Source organism: Cereibacter sediminicola (assembly GCF_007668225.1).
GTDB lineage: Bacteria > Pseudomonadota > Alphaproteobacteria > Rhodobacterales > Rhodobacteraceae > Cereibacter_A > Cereibacter_A azotoformans.
This window is the reverse complement of sequence record NZ_VDEK01000029.1, coordinates 1-14,783: the sequence shown is the minus strand read 5'-3', so window position 1 is coordinate 14,783 and position 14,783 is coordinate 1. Positions and strand designations below refer to the sequence as shown.

Genomic DNA, 14,783 nt, shown 5'->3' with positions numbered 1-14,783 from the left:
ATGTGTTGCAACATTTTTTCTTTCGACATCTACAACATGATCGTGCTATCCAAAGGACAAGATGGGGGAGAGTGCGCCGAAGGGCTCGCTCTCCCCTTTGCGTTGACGGGGGCCTTCTGGACCCCGGCATCCAGCGGGGTCCGGCCGGGGTCCACCCCGAGGGAGTTTCCGGTTCCTTCCAGGCCGAAATCGTATGCTGGCGGGCGAAGCGCGGAACATCGCCAGCGACAGGGCCGGATTTTTGGGAAGCCACCCGGAAGCCGGAGCCACGCGCGCCCCGCGCAAACACCAATGAACGCTGGCCTTCCGACCGGACACCGCTGGTGGCCGCTGGACCCCGCGTGGAGTCCGGCCCGGCATCCGGAGTCCGGAAGCCACCGGCATCCACCCGACCGAGGAACCGTGCCCATCATGACGTTGAGCTTCGCCCCGGACGCGATCGAGACGTGGCCGCTGTCGCGCCTCCAGCCCTACGCGAAGAACGCGAAGGCGCATGGCGCGGATCAGGTCGCGAAGATCGCCGCCAGCATGGCCGAGTTCGGCTGGACCGTGCCCTGCCTCGTCGGCGAGGACGGCGAACTGATAGCAGGCCACGGGCGCGTGCTGGCCGCGACGCAGCTCGGGCTGACCGAGGCGCCGGTGATCGTGCTCGGGCACCTGACCGAAGCGCAGCGCCGGGCGTACCGGATTGCGGACAACAAGCTGACGGAACTCGGCACCTGGGACGAGGCGCTGCTGTCGGCGGAACTGAACGACCTGCTGGCCGAAGACTTCGACCTGTCGCTGGTCGGGTTTTCCGATGGCGAACTCGACAAGCTGCTGGCCTTCGATCTCGACGGTGGCGGCGAGGAAGAGGGCGCCGGGGGCTCCGTGCCGCCGGTGACCATCCCCGAACCCCCACGCAATCCGGCGTCGCGGACGGGCGATCTCTGGATCCTCGGCGATCACCGGCTGCTCTGCGGCGACAGCACCAGCGCGGCCGATGTGCGCCGCCTGATGAACGGTGAGCGCGCGATCCTTTTCGCGACCGATCCACCGTATCTCGTCGACTACGACGGCTCGAACCATCCGACCCGCAACAAGGACTGGTCGGCGTCCTACGGCACGACTTGGGACGACAGTTCGCAGGGCGCGGAACTCTATGACGGGTTCATCGCTGCAGCCGTGGCGGAAGCCATCGCCGAGGATGCTGCCTGGTACTGCTGGCACGCCTCGCGCCGCCAGGCGATGCTGGAAGCCTGCTGGGAGAAGGCAGGCGCCTTTGTGCATCAGCAAATCATCTGGGTGAAAGACCGGGGCGTCCTGACCCGGTCGCATTACCTCTGGAAGCACGAGCCCTGTTTCATGGGCTGGCGTCGCCCGAACCGCCCGCCGAAGGTGGCCGAGGAAACGCTGCCATCGACATGGGCGCTTCCCAGCTTCGCCAAGGATGACCGGCCTGACCATCCGACGCCGAAGCCGCTCGACGCCTTCGGGATCCCGATGCGCCAGCATGTGGCGCGGGGCGGCCTCTGCTATGAGCCGTTCTCCGGCTCCGGGTCGCAGATCATGGCGGGCGAGGCCAATGGCCGCCGCGTCTTCGCAATGGAGATCAGCGCGGCGTATGTCGATGTCGCCGTGGAGCGTTGGCAGGCCGAAACCGACAAGGACGCGATCCTCGACGGCGACGGCCGGACCTTCGCGCAGGTGAAGGCGGAGCGGCTGGGCGACGTCACCGATACGCCGGACACGGACGCCGAACCCGAACCCGCGCGAAAGCGCCAGACCGCCGCGTGACATGCATGACCTGGCTCTACCTTCCTCCGGAGACGCTTCCGGAGCCGGAGACGCATGTCTGTTCGGCCTCTCCCTCTGCTCCGGCGCGGGCGGTATCGACCTCGGGCTCACCATCGCCATCCCCGGATATCGTGCTGTGGGCCATGTCGAACGGGAAACCTTCGCCGCAGCCACTCTCGTGGCGCGGATGGAAGACGCGTCCCTGGATCAGGCTGTTGTCTGGGACGATGTTGCAACTTTCGACGGCCGCCCGTGGCGCGGCGCGGTGGACATCGTCACTGCGGGCTATCCGTGCCAGCCGTTCTCCGTCGCGGGCAAACGCCGGGGCGCCGACGACCCGCGCCACCTCTGGCCGCATGTCGCCCGCATCATCGGCGAGGTCGAACCGCCCTTCGTCTTCCTCGAGAATGTCGCCCATCATCTCCGCCTCGGCTTCCCCGAAGTCGCCGCAGGACTGGTCGGCATGGGCTACCGCCTTGCGGCAGGCCTCTTCACGGCGGCGGAAGTCGGCGCGCCCCACAAGCGCGAGCGGCTCTTCATCCTCGCCATCCGCGAAGGGGACGAGCTGGCCGACCCCGCGCGCCTGCTCTGGCACCCGGTCGAGTGGCGGGAACCGGACGGAACTGCTGCGGCTCTGGCCGACGCCAAGGGCCAGCGCCAACGAGAACAGGCAGACAATACCGACGCCGTCGCAGAAAGCGGGCCAGCACGGCATGAACCTGGCGACCACGGCTGCGATGTGGCCCACGCCGCAGACCGACAGTTTCCGCAGCCGGGGCGGCGAACGACGAGACGAGAAGGGTCTGGACCGCATGGCGCGGGACTGGCCGACGCCGATGGCGAACGACGGCTGCAAGCCGAGCGCGGGCAACCGCAAGACGGCCGATCTGACCCATGCGGTGGGATTGTGGATGACGCCGACGGCGCGGGATCACAAGGACGGGGCGACGACACTCGCGAACACGCCGGTGAACGGCCTGCTTGGCCGCCAGGTCCTGGTGACGCCGATGGCTGGGAGCGATACCTCCGAGCCGCGCCGGACCTTGAACCCGCTGTTCGTCGAGGCACTGATGGGTTGGCCCACCGGGTGGACCGGCTTCGCCTCTGTGGCAACGGCGTGGTCCCCTTGGTTGCGGCGCATGCGCTGCGAACTCTCGCGGCTGAACTGCTGGCCGATGGATGAGGCAGCGGCATGAAGCAGACCCGCCTCATGTCGCTGGTCGAGTCCGTCGCCAACGTGATCGTCGGCTACGGCGTCGCGGTCGTGACGCAGATCCTGATCTTCCCGATCTTCGGGCTGCACACGACGCTTGCGCAGAACCTGAAGATGGGCGCCATTTTCACCGTCGTCTCGATCGCCCGTTCCTTCGCCTTGCGGCGGGTGTTCGAGGCGATCCGGATGCGGAGCGCCAAATGATCGACCGCCGCCCCGTAGGGACGGCGGTCATCAGCTTGTCGGGGTCCGGCGCGTCAGGCGGCGGGGAGTTTGTACACGCGCCCCCGATCCTCGACCTTCTCCGAGGTCACCTCGAGCCCGAGCTTCTTCTTCAGCGCCCCCGCCATCGCGCCGCGCACCGTGTGCGACTGCCAGCCCGTCGCGGCCATGATCTCCTCGATGGTCGCGCCGTCCGGTGCGCGCAGCATGGCGATCAGCGTGGCCTGCTTGGTGCCCTCGCGCGGTGTGCGCGTCTTGGGCGCGGTTTCGGCTACGGTGGGGGTGTCCGGCGCGGCCTCCTCGGTAGGCGCGTCCGTCGCGCCCGCAGGCGCGGGGTTCGCGTCCTCGGTCTCGATCCCGATGGCGGCAAGGCCCGCGTCGGTGGCAACCAGCGTGACGCCGTGGCCGTCTCCGGTCTCGCGCCACATAAGCTCGCCCTTGCGCGTGTCGGCGTCGACCTCCTGCAGGAAGTTCTTCGCGAGCATCGCGCCGACCACCTTGGCAGCGGCGCCGCCGCGCAGGCTCTCGGGCAGCGGCAGTGCGATGCGGTCCTCGCGCTGTGCGGCGGCGCTGAGGATGATGGCTTGGGTGTCAGAAAGCTTGGTCATGGGATCGTCTCCGTATTCGGGCCCGCGTCATGCGGCGCCTCCTACGACCCCGAGCCGCGCAGGGCGCGCGGCGGGAGTTCCGGCAGTGCCGGAGATCAGCGGGCGTGCTCGCCCTCGCCGAAGGCGCTGTCGGTGATGCGCTTCAGGAGGCTGGCGTAGTGTTCGAGGGTGCCGACATGGCCCCAGTTGATCTCGTCGGGGTGGGCGTTGAAGTGGTCGTCGCTCAGCGTCTGCAGCCGGGCGAGCATCTCGTCGATCTCGGCCTTCTTGCCGATGAAGGCCGCGAGCGCGGCTTCCTTATTCCGGCGCGCCTTCTCGGCGCGGAGTTCGTGGCGCGGGGTGGTGATCGGGTTCAGGCGCGTGGTCATCGTGATGGCTCCTTGGTGAGTTGCATCGTCCTTCTGAACGGACGTTCGCTCCGGTCGCGCTGCTTATCAACTCGATAAGAACATGATTTCGATAGATAATCGGAGCCGTCGATGCAGGGCATGAGCGAGCGCCAGTACGCCGCGCATGTCGGGCTGTCGCGGGGCGCGATCCAGAAGGCCAAGGCCGCCGAGCGGCTGGTCCTCTATCCCGACGGCAGCATCAACGCGGCCGCCAGCGACGCCAGACGTGCCGAGACGACCGACCCGTCCAAGACCCGCAAGCCGCCCACGCCGAAGCTGAAGCCCGTCCCCGAGGCGGCCGTGGCCGCTGTTGGCGACACGCTGCGTGAACAGGGGCTGGCAGTCCCGGCCGTCGGCGGCGGCACGACCTTCCTGCAGGCGAAGACCGCGAACGAGGTGCTGAAAGCGCAGGAGCGGCGCATCCGGCTCCAGAAGCTGAAGGGGGAGTTGATCGAGCGGGCCCGCGCGCTGGCGCTGGTGTTCCGGCTGGCGCGGGAGGAACGGGACGCGTGGGTGAACTGGCCTGCACGCGCGGCGGCGCTGATGGCGGCCGAACTGTCAGCCTCGTGCGCCGACGTGACCGGCCAGCAGATCACCGTGGAGCCAGCCGCGATGCAGAAGGTGCTGGAGAGACATGTACGCGCCCACCTCGACGAACTCGCCGAGGTCCGGCCCGACTTCCGGTGATGATGACGCGCTGACGGACTTCGACGGCGCAGGCGAGATCCTGCGCGCCTGGGGCAACGGGCTGCGGCCTGATCCGGACCTGACCGTCTCGGAATGGGCTGACCGGCACCGGATGCTCTCGGGTCGCGCCTCGGCCGAACCGGGGCGGTATCGCACCGTGCGCACGCCCTACATGCGCGAGATCATGGACCGGCTGTCGCCGGGGGATCCCACGCAGCGGATCGTGTTCATGAAGGCGGCGCAGGTCGGCGCGACCGAGGCGGGCAACAACTGGATCGGGTTCGCGATCCACCAGGCGCCGGGGCCGATGCTCGCTGTCCAGCCCACCGTGGAACTGGCCAAGCGCAACTCGCGCCAGCGGATCGACCCGCTGATCGACGAAAGCCCCGAGCTACGGGAGCGGGTGAAGCCCGCGCGCTCGCGCGACGCGGGCAACACGATGCTGTCCAAGGAGTTCGCGGGCGGCATCCTGATCATGACCGGCGCGAACTCGGCGGTGGGTCTGCGCTCGACCCCGGCGCGCTACATCTTCCTCGACGAGGTCGACGCCTATCCGGCGTCGGCCGACGAGGAAGGCGACCCGGTCACGCTGGCCGAGGCGCGCTCGCTGACCTTCGCCCATCGGCGCAAGGTGTTCCTGGTCTCAACCCCGACGATCCGGGGGCTGAGCCGGATCGAGCGGGAGTTCGAGGCGTCCGACCAGCGCCGGTTCTTCGTTCCGTGCCCGCACTGCGGCGCGATGCAGTGGCTGAAGTTCGACCGGCTGCGCTGGGAGAAGGGCCGCCCGGAGACGGCGGAATATCACTGCGAGGGCTGCGAGCGGACCATCGCAGAGCACCACAAGACGCAGATGCTCGAGCGCGGCGAGTGGCGCGCGACCACGACGGCCGCCGATCCGACCACGGTCGGCTACCACCTCTCGGCGCTCTATTCGCCGGTGGGCTGGCTCAGCTGGCAGCGGATCGCGCGGGCGCATGAGGCGGCACGGGGCAGCGACGAGGCGATGCGGGCGTTCCGGAACACCATCCTCGGCGAGACCTGGATGGAGACCGGCGAGGCGCCCGACTGGCAGAGGCTGGCGGACCGGCGCGAGGCATGGGCTCCAGGCACGGTGCCGCAGCGGGGGCTGTTCCTGACCGCGGGCGCCGACGTGCAGAAGGACCGGATCGAGGTCGACGTCTGGGCCTGGGGTCAGGGTCTGGAAAGCTGGCTTGTCGATCACCTCGTGCTCGAGGGCGGCCCCGGCGATCCGGCCTGCTGGCAGCAGCTGACAGAGTTGCTCGGGCGGACCTGGACGCATGCTTCGGGTCAGCGGATGACGCTCGCCCGGCTCGCGATCGACACGGGCTACGAGACGAGCGCGGTCTATGCCTGGTCGCGCCAGGTGGGGTTCGCGCAGGTGGCGCCGGTGAAGGGCGTCGAAGGGTTCACCCGCACCAGCCCGGTGACCGGGCCAACCTTTGTCGACGCGACCGTCGCGGGTAAGCGGCTCCGGCGCGGCGCCCGGCTCTGGACCGTGGCCACCTCGACCTTCAAGGCCGAGACCTATCGTTTCCTGCGGCAGGACCGGCCGACGAGAGAGGAACAGGCGGCGGGCGCTCTGTGCCCGCCCGGCACGATCCACCTGCCGGACTGGGCGGACGGCGAATGGCTCAAGCAGCTGACCGCCGAGCAGCTGGTGACGGTGAAGGGCAAGCGTGGCTTCACGCGGCTCGAATGGCAGAAGCTCCGCGAGCGCAACGAGGCGCTGGACATCCGGGTCTATGCCCGCGCCGCCGCGTGGATCCTCGGGGCGGATCGCTGGCCCGAGGCGCGGTGGGCCGATCTGGAAGCGCAGCTCGGGGTGGCGAAGCAGGACGGATCCGAAGCCGGTCCGGCAACGGCGCCGGCCGTCCCGACACGAACGATGCAGCGCCGGCGCGCGGTGCGCTCGAGCTACATGAGGTGATCCATGGCCACGGCCGCAGAGCTCCGCGCCCGCCGCGACGCGCTGACCGCGCAGCGGTCCTCGGGCGTGGCGCGGGTCAGCTACGACGGCAAGACCGTGGACTATCGCAGCGTCGCCGAGATCGACCGGGCCATCGAAGCGCTGGACCGTGAGATCGCCGCAGCCGAAGGGCGTCGGATCGTGCGGCATGTGCGCGTGACGACGGCGAAGGGGCTCTGAACCCATGGGCTTCTTCGACCGCTTCCGCCGCCGGTCCGCCGGCGGCCCCGCCGCCGTGCGCGCTCGCCTTGAGGGCGCCATGGCGAAGCGTCGGCTGCGCGGCTGGAACCCGCCGCTCGAGAACATCAACGCGCTGGTCGCCTCGGGCGGCCCGCGTCTGCTGGCGCGGTCCCGAGAGCTGGTCGTGACCAACGGCTATGCCGCCAACGCCTGCGAGGCCTTCGCCGCGAACCTTGTCGGCGACGGGATCAAGCCGTCCTCGCTCATCGGAGACGCGGATCTCCGCGACCGGGTCCAGCAGCTCTGGCTCGCCTGGACAGACGAGGCCGACGCGGACGGGCTGACGGACTTCTACGGCCTGCAGGCCATGGTCGCGCGGGAGATGTTCGTGGCCGGCGAATGCTTCGTCCGGATGCGCCCGCGTCGGGTCGAAGACGGGCTACTGGTCCCGCTGCAGCTGCAGCTTCTCCAGTCCGAGATGCTGCCCTTCGAGAAGACCGAGACCGCGGCGAACGGCAACCGCATCCGCTGCGGGATCGAGTTCGATGCCATCGGGCGCCGCGTGGCCTACCACTTCCGCCGCCGCCACCCGGGCGACAGCACCGACCAGGGGGCGGCCATCCCGGAGACGGTGCGCGTGCCGGCGGCGGACGTGCTGCACATCTATCGCCCCATCGACGCGGGCCAGATCCGGGGGCTGCCGCATATCGCGCCGGCCATGGTGCGGCTGTTCCTGCTCGACCAGTACGACGACGCCGAGCTCGACCGGAAGAAGACCGCGGCGATGTTCGCGGGCTTCATCACCAAGACCGCGCCGGAAGAGCCCATGATGGGAGAGGCGGAGGCGGATCTCGACGGGGCGGCCATCGCGAGCCTCGAGCCCGGCACGATGCAGGTGCTGCTGCCCGGCGAAGACGTGAAGTTCTCGTCCCCGGCGGATGTCGGCGGCGGCTACGAGGCGTTCCAGTACCGGACGCTGCTCTCGGTCGCGGCCTCGCTTGGGCTGCCCTATCACCTCGTCACCGGCGATGTCCGGCAAGCGAACTACTCGAGTCTCAGGGCCGAACTCGTCGAGTTCCGTCGCCGCATCGGCCAGCTGCAGCATGGCGTCATCGTGCACCAGCTCTGCCGGGCAGTCTGGCGGCGCTGGCTGGAGACCGCGGTCCTGTCGGGCGCGCTGGAGGCCGATCCGGCAGAGGTGCGACCGGTGCAGTGGATCCCGCCGCGCTGGGACTGGGTCGATCCGCTGAAGGACATCCAGGCACAGGTGCTGGCGATGGAGGCCGGCATCACGTCGCGGCGCAAAGTGGTCGAGGCCACCGGCTACGACATCGAGGAAATCGACCGCGAGAACGCCGCCGACGCCGCCCGCGCGACAGGTCTCGGCCTTCGCTACCGCACGAGCCCCGGCGAGACGCAGGGCGCCCGCGCGACGCCGGCAACGCGGGCCGAGCCCGGCAACGGCGCCGGCAACGACACGGACGACGGAGCGGCGACGACCGATCCGGCCACCGAACAGGAGTGACGACATGGCAAGCTGGTATGCGATCCGCGCCCGGGGGACCGGTGCGGAAGTAGCAATCTATGACGAGATCGGCGCCTACGGGGTCTCGGCGAAGGGGTTTCTGGCAGAACTGGGCGCGCTGCCTGAGGGCACGCCTGTCGATCTGCGGCTCAACAGCCCCGGCGGATCGGTCTTCGACGCGGTGGCGATCCACAACGCGCTGAAGCGCCACGAGGGCACGGTCACCGTCTGGATCGACGGCATCGCCGCCTCCGCCGCATCCTACGTCGCCATGGCGGGCGACGAGATCGTCATGCCCGAGAACGCCTTCCTGATGATCCACGACCCGGCCGGCCTCGTGATGGGCACGGCCGAGGACATGCGCGCCATGGCCGAGGCGCTCGACAAGGTGAAGGGCAGCCTCGTCTCCGGCTATGCCGCGAAATCCGGCCGGACGCCGGAAGAGGTCTCCGCGCTCATGGCCGCCGAGACATGGTTCGACGCGTCGGACGCCGTGGCGCAGGGCTTCGCCGACCGGCTGATCGAGCCCGTCCGCATCGCCGCGAACTTCGACATTGGGCGCTTCCGCAATGCGCCGCCGGTGTTGGTAGAGCAGGTCGAAGCGGATCAGGACTCCGACGACGCGGCCGACTGCGTCGAGATCGAAGCGGACGAGGACACCGACGAGGCCGCCGAAGGCGATCAGCTTTCTGATGTCGAAAACGAGCAGGCCGCCGCCGCCGACACCGCTCAGCCTCCGGCCGAGACGCCACCTCCCAGCGGCGCGCCGCCGGATCCCGCCGCGATCCGGGCCGATGCCATCGGCCACGCCCGCGCCGTCATCGATCTCTGCCTCCTTGCCGGCCAGGCGCAGATGGCCGGCCGCTTCCTCGAAGAGAACGCGAGCCTCGACGAGGTGCGCGCCGCGCTCCTCGCCGCCAAGGCCGAGGCCGAACCCGAGATCGTGCCCCATCACCCGCAGCCCGGCCGCTCCTCGGCCGCGCGCCCCTGGGGCGAGATCGTCGCCCGCACCTTCAAGCTGAAAGGATGACACCATGACCACGCTCGTCGAAGGCACGCACCCCGGCGGTTTCCTCGTCTGGGAAGCCTTCCGCGACTACACCCGCGAGACGATCACCGTCGCCTCGGGCACGCTTGAGCCCGGCACGGTGCTGGGCAAGATCACCGCGTCCGGCAAATACGCCGCGCACGATCCCGCCGCCGTCGACGGCACCGAGACAGCCGTCGCGGTGCTCTGGGGCAATGCGGATGCGAGCGCCGGCGATGCGCCCGCCGTCGCCGTCGTTCGCGGACCCGCCATCGTCAACCGCCACGACCTCTTCTTCGCGGGCACCCCCAGCGAGGGCGAGATCGCGGCCGCCCACACGGCGCTCCTCGCCGCGGGCATCCTCGTCCGCTGATCCAATCCCGACAGGAGGCATCCTCATGGCCACCATGGACATCTTCGAAGGCGATGCCTTCACCATCGTCGAGCTGACCCGCGCGCTCGAGAACATCCCCTTCAAGCCCGCGCTGCTCTCGGGCTCGGCCCTCTTCAGCCCGCGCGGCGTGCGCTCCCGCACGGTCGTCATCGAGAGCCGGGACGGCACGCTGTCGCTGATCCCGTTCTCCGAGCGCGGCTCGGCCTACGAGCAGCAGGTTCCTGATCGCCGCGAGATGCGCGCCTTCGTCTGCCGCCAGTTCAAGAAGCAGGACGTGCTCTGGGCCTCCGAGATCCAGTCCGTCCGCGACTTTGGCTCGGAAAGCGCAACCCAACAGGTGCAGACCGAAGTGGCCTACCGGCTCAGGAAGCTCCGCCAGGACGCCGAGACCACTTTTGAGTACCACCTGCTGAACGGCATCCAGGGGCTGGTGAAGGACCCGAAGGACCACGCCACGGTGGTGAACTACTTCACCGAGTTCGGGATCACACCGGCGGCCGAGATCGACTTCGATCTCGACAACGCGACCCCCGCCTCCGGGGCGCTGCGCAAGCGCTGCCAGGCGCTGATCGAGAGCGTCGAGGACTCGATGGGCGGGCTCTCGGCCGGCGCCGTTCAGGTTCGTGCCGAATGCGGCTCGGCCTTCTTCGCCGATCTCGTCGCCCACAAGGAGGTACGGGAGACTTACCTCAATACCGCAGCCGCCGCCGACCTGCGCGGCCGCGTGGCCGACGAGGTGAGCTTCGGCGGCATCACCTTCCGCCGCTACCGGGGCGGGGTCGGCTTCACGGTCCCGGCCGACAAGGCGTTCTTCTATCCCGAAGGCATCGAGGGGCTCTTCGAGATCTACTACGCCCCAGCCGACACCTTCGAGACGGTGAACACGCTGGGCCAGCCGCTCTATGCCCGGACGATCCCCGACCGGGACCGCGACGAATGGGTGCGGCTGGAGATCGAGAGCAACCCGCTCCCGATCTGCACACGGCCGCAGGTGTTGCGCTCGGCACGGCGGACCTGAGTCAGAGCGTGACGCCGTATCGGGCGTGAAGATCGCTGAGATGCCGGACCAGCCAGTCGGCCGGTTCGGTATCCTGCCAGAAGCGCCAGAGTTCGGGATAGCTCATCGCCTCGAACGCCGGCGATGATCCTGCCACGCGCGCCCTGAACTCCTCGATCTCGTCTCGATGGGCCACAAACTCGGGACCGGCGGTTGGGTTCGCGGGCTCCCAGAACAGATAAAGCAGCGTCACCGGTCGGTCGGGGAAGCTGCGTGCCAGTCCGAACGCATGCTTGATAAGCTGCGCAGCGTCGAGCCAGGTGTACTTGTCTGGCCGATCCCGGAGGCGCAGCATTTCGCGGAAGTATCCCTGGTCGCGCCGCGAGTCTCTGATCTGCTCCTCGTATGCGGGTGAGAATTCGGCTCGGTGGGGCGACAGGTGTTCGGTCAGCTTCGACTCGATCCCGACCACGCCGCCGGGGCCCGAAAGCACGACATCGAGGTTGGGTGCACGGCCGCCGCGGAGTCCGGTGGGGCATTTCCGTTCGAAGCGAAGATCGTCGAAACCGGCAGCCATCGGCATGGCGAGGTCGGCGATCCGGCTCCGAAACGGCGCGAAGCAGTTGACCGCCAGCCCAGATGAAGAATGGGCCGCCCGGAACTTGGTCTGCAGCTCGTTGCCGTCGCCTGAGGACAGGTCTGCTTCGAAATCCTTCAGCGTGACCTGCGGAAGCAGGGTGTCGCGAAAATCTGCAACGTAGCCCTTCGGGTCGAGGGACGTGTCCGGGTGCTGGCCCATGAACGCCTCTGACAGCGCCTGGACGGCTCGGACCCTCGTCGGGCGTTCTGAAATCGATTCCTGTTTCATGGGAGCAGTATAGCCATGGCCAGCGCGTTCGCATCCGCCCTCGAGGCGCTCTTCGCGGATGCGCATCTCGCGAGTGACATCGTCTACATCGCCGAGGGCGGCGCGCCTTCGCTGGTCCGCGCCATCCTGCGGCGCCCCGACGACGTCACCAGTTTCGGCGAGGCGCGGATCTGGTCGGAGAGCACCCGGCTCGATCTGCGCCTTTCCGAGGTGGCCAACCCGCGTCCCGGCGACCGCATCGAGATCGACGGCGAGGCCTTCCTCATCCAGGGCGAGCCCGTCCGCGACCGCGAACGGCTGGTCTGGACAGTGGATCTGCGTCCGGCCTGATCGCGATGAAGCTGAAGCTCGACATCACCCCGGACCTCGTCGCCGCCATGGCGGCAGAGGTGAAGGCCGGAGAGAAGGCCGTCACCGCCGCTATGCGCGAGGCGGGCACCGGGCTGAAGACCGCCTGGCGCGGCCAGATCACCGGCGCGGGGCTCGGCCGGCGGCTCGCCAACTCGATCCGGAGCCAGACCTTCCCGAAGGCCGGCGAGAGCCTGAACGCCGCGGCGCTCGTGTGGTCCAAGGCCCCGGTCATCGTCGGCGCTCACGACACCGGGCCGCTGATCCGCTCCAAGGACGGGTTCTGGCTTGCGATCCCGACGCCAGCCGCCGGACGCGGCCTGCGCGGCGGCAGGATCACCCCCGGCGAATGGGAGCGCCGCCGGGGGCTGCGGCTCCGCTTCGTCTACCGTCGCCGCGGGCCCAGCCTGCTGGTGGCAGAGGGACGGCTGAACAGTCGTGGGCTCGGTGTCGCGTCACGCTCGAAGACTGGCCGCGGGCGCACGACGGTGCCGATCTTCCTGCTGGTGCCGCAGGTCAAGCTGCCGAAGCGGCTCAACCTAGACCGGGATGCCGAGCGGGCGCTGGACAGCGTGCCGGGTCTGATCGTGGCGAATTGGGTTGAGGGGCGGCTTGGATGAGTGCGCAACCATTGGAATAAACCGGACGCTCGACGGAGCGCATTATTCAGCGCCCACCCACTTCAACACAGCAAGTGCCTCTGGCGAACTACGAACTCGAAGCTTGATTTCCCCGCGTGACGTTTCTTCCGAAGCGGGAAAGTGCTCTTTGGTCTTGCCCGGATCAATAAGCCCTGCATTCAAGGCAGGCTTCCGAAAGTACCACAGGACCCACTTCTGATTCAGGACAGCTGAATACAGCCAGTCGCCCTTGGCTTCGAAACGAAGTTCTCGTTCTATGTAACCATGTCCGGCCGGGCGCACCGTGGTCCCGCCAGGAAAATGAGCATGGGCAAAGGTCAAATAGGCGTCGCGGACGGCAGCATCGATGGCTGTTGCCGCTCGTAGCTGTTCTTCGAGTCTATGCGGATCAAGCAGCATCTTTCCTCCCACCGCTTGGTTCCGCGCGGCCTTCATTAATCCAAACACCCTCGAAACAAACGTCAAGCGCGGAGTCGCGTGACAGATATGCCCACCCCTCGCGAAACCATCCTCACCGCGCTGCACGCGCGGCTCTCGGCGCTGCCCGCCACCGCCCTCCGCGGCGAGGTGCTACCCGAGCGCGTCCCGGCCGAAGGCCTGCTGATCCTGCGCGACGGCGAACCAGGCGAGCCCGAAGTCACGCTGTCGCCCCTGCGCTACCACTACCAGCACCGCGCCGAGATCGAGGCGGTCGTTCAGGGCGCCGATCGCGACGCTGCGTTCGACACGCTGACCGCCAGCATCGGCGCAGCGCTTGCCGCCGACCGGACGCTGGGCGGGCTCTGCGACTGGGTCGAGGCCGAAGCCCCGCGCCCGGTCGATCTGCCGGTCGAGGGCGCGGCCAGCCTGAAGGCGGCCGTGATCCCGGTGGTGCTGCACTATTCCACGGCCGATCCGCTCGGCTGATCCCGACAACCCGAGGAGAACACCATGGCACGAGCCCAGGGGGCGCGGGCGCTGATGGCGCTTGCGTTCGAGACGACCTATGGAACGCCGCCCGCCAGCGGCTTCACCCGCATGCCCTTCGCCAGCACCTCGCTCGGCGCCGAGCAGCCACTGCTGAACTCGGAGCTTCTCGGCTACGGCCGCGATCCGCTGGCGCCGATCAAGGATGCGGTCACGGCCGATGGCGACGTCGTCGTGCCGCTCGACGCCGAGGCTTTCGGGTTCTGGCTGAAGGCGGCCTTCGGGACACCGACGACCACGGGTGCGGAGGCGCCCTACAGCCACGAGTTCCAGTCGGGGTCCTGGACGCTGCCCAGCATGTCGATCGAGACCGGCATGCCCGAGGTGCCGCGCTACGCGATGTACTCGGGCTGCGTGCTCGACCAGATCACCTGGCAGATGCAGCGATCCGGGCTCCTGACCGCGACAGCCCGGCTGGTGGCGCAGGGCGAGACGGTCGGCACCACGACCAGCGCCGGAACGCCCGCCGCGCTGGAGCTGAAGCGCTTCGGGCATTTCAACGGGGCGATCACGCGGAATGGGTCCGCCCTCGGCAACGTGGTCTCGGCCGAGATCACCTATGCCAACAACCTCGACCGGATCGAGACCATCCGCTCGGATGGCCGCATCGACGGCGCGGACCCGTCCATCGCCGCGCTGACCGGCCGGATCGAGGTGCGCTTCGCCGACCAGACGCTGGTGACGCAGGCAATCAACGGCGAGGCCTGCGAGATGGAGTTCGCCTACCTCCTGCCGTCCGGCGAAAGCTTCACCTTCACCGTGCACGCCGTCTACCTGCCGCGTCCGCGCATCGAGATCTCGGGGCCGCAAGGCGTGCAGGCCACCTTCGACTGGCAGGCGGCGCGCGACAGCGTCGTCGGCCGGATGTGCACCGCAACCCTCGTGAACGACGTGGAGACCTTGTCTTAAGATTTCCCCCGGTTCCCGTGCGATACGGGAGCCGCTGTCCGGCACC

18 protein-coding genes and 1 pseudogene are annotated in these 14,783 nt (G+C 68.8%); 15 read left to right on the top strand and 4 right to left on the bottom strand.

Annotated elements, in window-relative coordinates; translation table 11 throughout:
• Window positions 1–411: 411 nt before the first annotated feature.
• From FG154_RS16000 to FG154_RS15990, 4 genes and pseudogenes are all read left to right on the top strand, one after another.
• The gene (locus FG154_RS16000) at window positions 412–1,776 is read left to right on the top strand and encodes a site-specific DNA-methyltransferase (protein WP_093359550.1); all 1,365 of its coding nucleotides are present in this window, start codon (window positions 412–414) and stop codon (window positions 1,774–1,776) included.
• A gap of 1 nt (window position 1,777) precedes the next feature.
• Window positions 1,778–2,287 (top strand): annotated as a pseudogene (locus FG154_RS21490) (DNA cytosine methyltransferase); the annotation flags it as partial.
• Between the two features lie 202 nt (window positions 2,288–2,489).
• Window positions 2,490–2,972 (top strand): hypothetical protein, encoded by a 483-nt coding sequence (locus FG154_RS21485; RefSeq protein ID WP_177208252.1) that lies wholly within the window; start codon window positions 2,490–2,492, stop codon window positions 2,970–2,972.
• A complete protein-coding gene (locus tag FG154_RS15990; RefSeq protein ID WP_028720220.1) occupies window positions 2,969–3,193 on the top strand; it encodes a DUF7220 family protein in 225 nt (74 codons plus the stop codon). Before FG154_RS21485 ends, FG154_RS15990 begins: the two co-directional genes overlap by 4 nt.
• A gap of 53 nt (window positions 3,194–3,246) precedes the next feature.
• Here the strand turns inward: FG154_RS15990 and FG154_RS15985 are convergent, their stop codons facing one another.
• Window positions 3,247–3,819 (bottom strand): DUF3489 domain-containing protein, encoded by a 573-nt coding sequence (locus tag FG154_RS15985; RefSeq protein WP_028720221.1) that lies wholly within the window; start codon window positions 3,817–3,819, stop codon window positions 3,247–3,249.
• A 95-nt stretch (window positions 3,820–3,914) separates the two neighbouring features.
• On the bottom strand, window positions 3,915–4,187 hold the full coding sequence (locus tag FG154_RS15980) for a hypothetical protein (protein WP_028720222.1): 273 nt from the start codon (window positions 4,185–4,187) through the stop codon (window positions 3,915–3,917).
• 111 nt (window positions 4,188–4,298) lie between these two features.
• Here FG154_RS15980 and FG154_RS15975 point away from each other — a divergent pair, with 111 nt between their 5' ends.
• The 7 genes from FG154_RS15975 (at window position 4,299) to FG154_RS15945 (ending at window position 11,026) form a co-directional block, all read left to right on the top strand.
• The gene (locus FG154_RS15975; protein WP_114348933.1) at window positions 4,299–4,895 is read left to right on the top strand and encodes a hypothetical protein; all 597 of its coding nucleotides are present in this window, start codon (window positions 4,299–4,301) and stop codon (window positions 4,893–4,895) included.
• The gene (locus FG154_RS15970; RefSeq protein WP_114348932.1) at window positions 4,843–6,843 is read left to right on the top strand and encodes a phage terminase large subunit family protein; all 2,001 of its coding nucleotides are present in this window, start codon (window positions 4,843–4,845) and stop codon (window positions 6,841–6,843) included. The genes FG154_RS15975 and FG154_RS15970 overlap by 53 nt, the downstream gene beginning before the upstream one ends.
• A gap of 3 nt (window positions 6,844–6,846) precedes the next feature.
• Window positions 6,847–7,062 carry a phage head-tail joining protein gene (locus tag FG154_RS15965; protein ID WP_093359498.1) on the top strand — a complete coding sequence of 72 codons (216 nt, stop codon included), beginning with the start codon at window positions 6,847–6,849 and terminating at the stop codon, window positions 7,060–7,062.
• 79 nt (window positions 7,063–7,141) lie between these two features.
• Window positions 7,142–8,587 carry a phage portal protein gene (locus FG154_RS15960; RefSeq protein WP_246100345.1) on the top strand — a complete coding sequence of 482 codons (1,446 nt, stop codon included), beginning with the start codon at window positions 7,142–7,144 and terminating at the stop codon, window positions 8,585–8,587.
• Window positions 8,588–8,591: 4 nt separating this feature from the next.
• The gene (locus FG154_RS15955) at window positions 8,592–9,617 is read left to right on the top strand and encodes a head maturation protease, ClpP-related (protein ID WP_097031804.1); all 1,026 of its coding nucleotides are present in this window, start codon (window positions 8,592–8,594) and stop codon (window positions 9,615–9,617) included.
• A 4-nt stretch (window positions 9,618–9,621) separates the two neighbouring features.
• Window positions 9,622–9,987 (top strand): head decoration protein, encoded by a 366-nt coding sequence (locus FG154_RS15950; RefSeq protein ID WP_097031803.1) that lies wholly within the window; start codon window positions 9,622–9,624, stop codon window positions 9,985–9,987.
• A 25-nt stretch (window positions 9,988–10,012) separates the two neighbouring features.
• A complete protein-coding gene (locus tag FG154_RS15945) occupies window positions 10,013–11,026 on the top strand; it encodes a major capsid protein (RefSeq protein WP_097031802.1) in 1,014 nt (337 codons plus the stop codon).
• A 1-nt stretch (window position 11,027) separates the two neighbouring features.
• Here FG154_RS15945 and FG154_RS15940 read toward each other — a convergent pair whose 3' ends face one another.
• Window positions 11,028–11,804: a PGN_0703 family putative restriction endonuclease gene (locus FG154_RS15940; protein WP_246100343.1), complete on the bottom strand. Its 777-nt coding sequence runs from the start codon at window positions 11,802–11,804 to the stop codon at window positions 11,028–11,030.
• 84 nt (window positions 11,805–11,888) lie between these two features.
• On the opposite strand from FG154_RS15940, the gene FG154_RS15935 reads away from it, so the two are divergent.
• Window positions 11,889–12,203, top strand: coding sequence for a head-tail joining protein (locus FG154_RS15935; protein ID WP_097031800.1), 315 nt, complete (start codon window positions 11,889–11,891; stop codon window positions 12,201–12,203).
• 5 nt (window positions 12,204–12,208) lie between these two features.
• The gene (locus tag FG154_RS15930) at window positions 12,209–12,841 is read left to right on the top strand and encodes a DUF6441 family protein (protein ID WP_097031799.1); all 633 of its coding nucleotides are present in this window, start codon (window positions 12,209–12,211) and stop codon (window positions 12,839–12,841) included.
• A 42-nt stretch (window positions 12,842–12,883) separates the two neighbouring features.
• Here the strand turns inward: FG154_RS15930 and FG154_RS15925 are convergent, their stop codons facing one another.
• Entirely contained in the window at window positions 12,884–13,261 is a 378-nt protein-coding gene (locus tag FG154_RS15925; RefSeq protein ID WP_141400098.1) for a hypothetical protein, read from the bottom strand.
• Window positions 13,262–13,348: 87 nt separating this feature from the next.
• Between FG154_RS15925 and FG154_RS15920 the strand changes: the two genes are divergently transcribed.
• Complete coding sequence (locus tag FG154_RS15920; RefSeq protein WP_097031798.1) at window positions 13,349–13,768, top strand: acyl-CoA transferase; 420 nt, start codon at window positions 13,349–13,351, stop codon at window positions 13,766–13,768.
• A gap of 24 nt (window positions 13,769–13,792) precedes the next feature.
• Window positions 13,793–14,737 (top strand): phage tail tube protein, encoded by a 945-nt coding sequence (locus FG154_RS15915; RefSeq protein WP_097031797.1) that lies wholly within the window; start codon window positions 13,793–13,795, stop codon window positions 14,735–14,737.
• The last annotated feature ends 46 nt before the right edge of the window (window positions 14,738–14,783 follow it).

Bases quoted from the DNA above. Each gene is read 5' to 3' on its own strand.
- FG154_RS15925 (WP_141400098.1), bottom strand. From the start codon at position 13,261: ATGCTGCTTGATCCGCATAGACTCGAAGAACAGCTACGAGCGGCAACA.
- FG154_RS15985 (WP_028720221.1), bottom strand. From the start codon at position 3,819: ATGACCAAGCTTTCTGACACCCAAGCCATCATCCTCAGCGCCGCCGCA.
- FG154_RS15930 (WP_097031799.1), top strand. From the start codon at position 12,209: ATGAAGCTGAAGCTCGACATCACCCCGGACCTCGTCGCCGCCATGGCG.
- FG154_RS15975 (WP_114348933.1), top strand. From the start codon at position 4,299: ATGCAGGGCATGAGCGAGCGCCAGTACGCCGCGCATGTCGGGCTGTCG.
- FG154_RS15950 (WP_097031803.1), top strand. From the start codon at position 9,622: ATGACCACGCTCGTCGAAGGCACGCACCCCGGCGGTTTCCTCGTCTGG.
- FG154_RS15920 (WP_097031798.1), top strand. From the start codon at position 13,349: ATGCCCACCCCTCGCGAAACCATCCTCACCGCGCTGCACGCGCGGCTC.
- FG154_RS15915 (WP_097031797.1), top strand. From the start codon at position 13,793: ATGGCACGAGCCCAGGGGGCGCGGGCGCTGATGGCGCTTGCGTTCGAG.
- FG154_RS15990 (WP_028720220.1), top strand. From the start codon at position 2,969: ATGAAGCAGACCCGCCTCATGTCGCTGGTCGAGTCCGTCGCCAACGTG.
- FG154_RS15970 (WP_114348932.1), top strand. From the start codon at position 4,843: ATGTACGCGCCCACCTCGACGAACTCGCCGAGGTCCGGCCCGACTTCC.
- FG154_RS15960 (WP_246100345.1), top strand. From the start codon at position 7,142: ATGGCGAAGCGTCGGCTGCGCGGCTGGAACCCGCCGCTCGAGAACATC.
- FG154_RS16000 (WP_093359550.1), top strand. From the start codon at position 412: ATGACGTTGAGCTTCGCCCCGGACGCGATCGAGACGTGGCCGCTGTCG.
- FG154_RS15955 (WP_097031804.1), top strand. From the start codon at position 8,592: ATGGCAAGCTGGTATGCGATCCGCGCCCGGGGGACCGGTGCGGAAGTA.
- FG154_RS15980 (WP_028720222.1), bottom strand. From the start codon at position 4,187: ATGACCACGCGCCTGAACCCGATCACCACCCCGCGCCACGAACTCCGC.
- FG154_RS21485 (WP_177208252.1), top strand. From the start codon at position 2,490: ATGAACCTGGCGACCACGGCTGCGATGTGGCCCACGCCGCAGACCGAC.
- FG154_RS15945 (WP_097031802.1), top strand. From the start codon at position 10,013: ATGGCCACCATGGACATCTTCGAAGGCGATGCCTTCACCATCGTCGAG.
- FG154_RS15935 (WP_097031800.1), top strand. From the start codon at position 11,889: ATGGCCAGCGCGTTCGCATCCGCCCTCGAGGCGCTCTTCGCGGATGCG.
- FG154_RS15940 (WP_246100343.1), bottom strand. From the start codon at position 11,804: ATGGGCCAGCACCCGGACACGTCCCTCGACCCGAAGGGCTACGTTGCA.
- FG154_RS15965 (WP_093359498.1), top strand. From the start codon at position 6,847: ATGGCCACGGCCGCAGAGCTCCGCGCCCGCCGCGACGCGCTGACCGCG.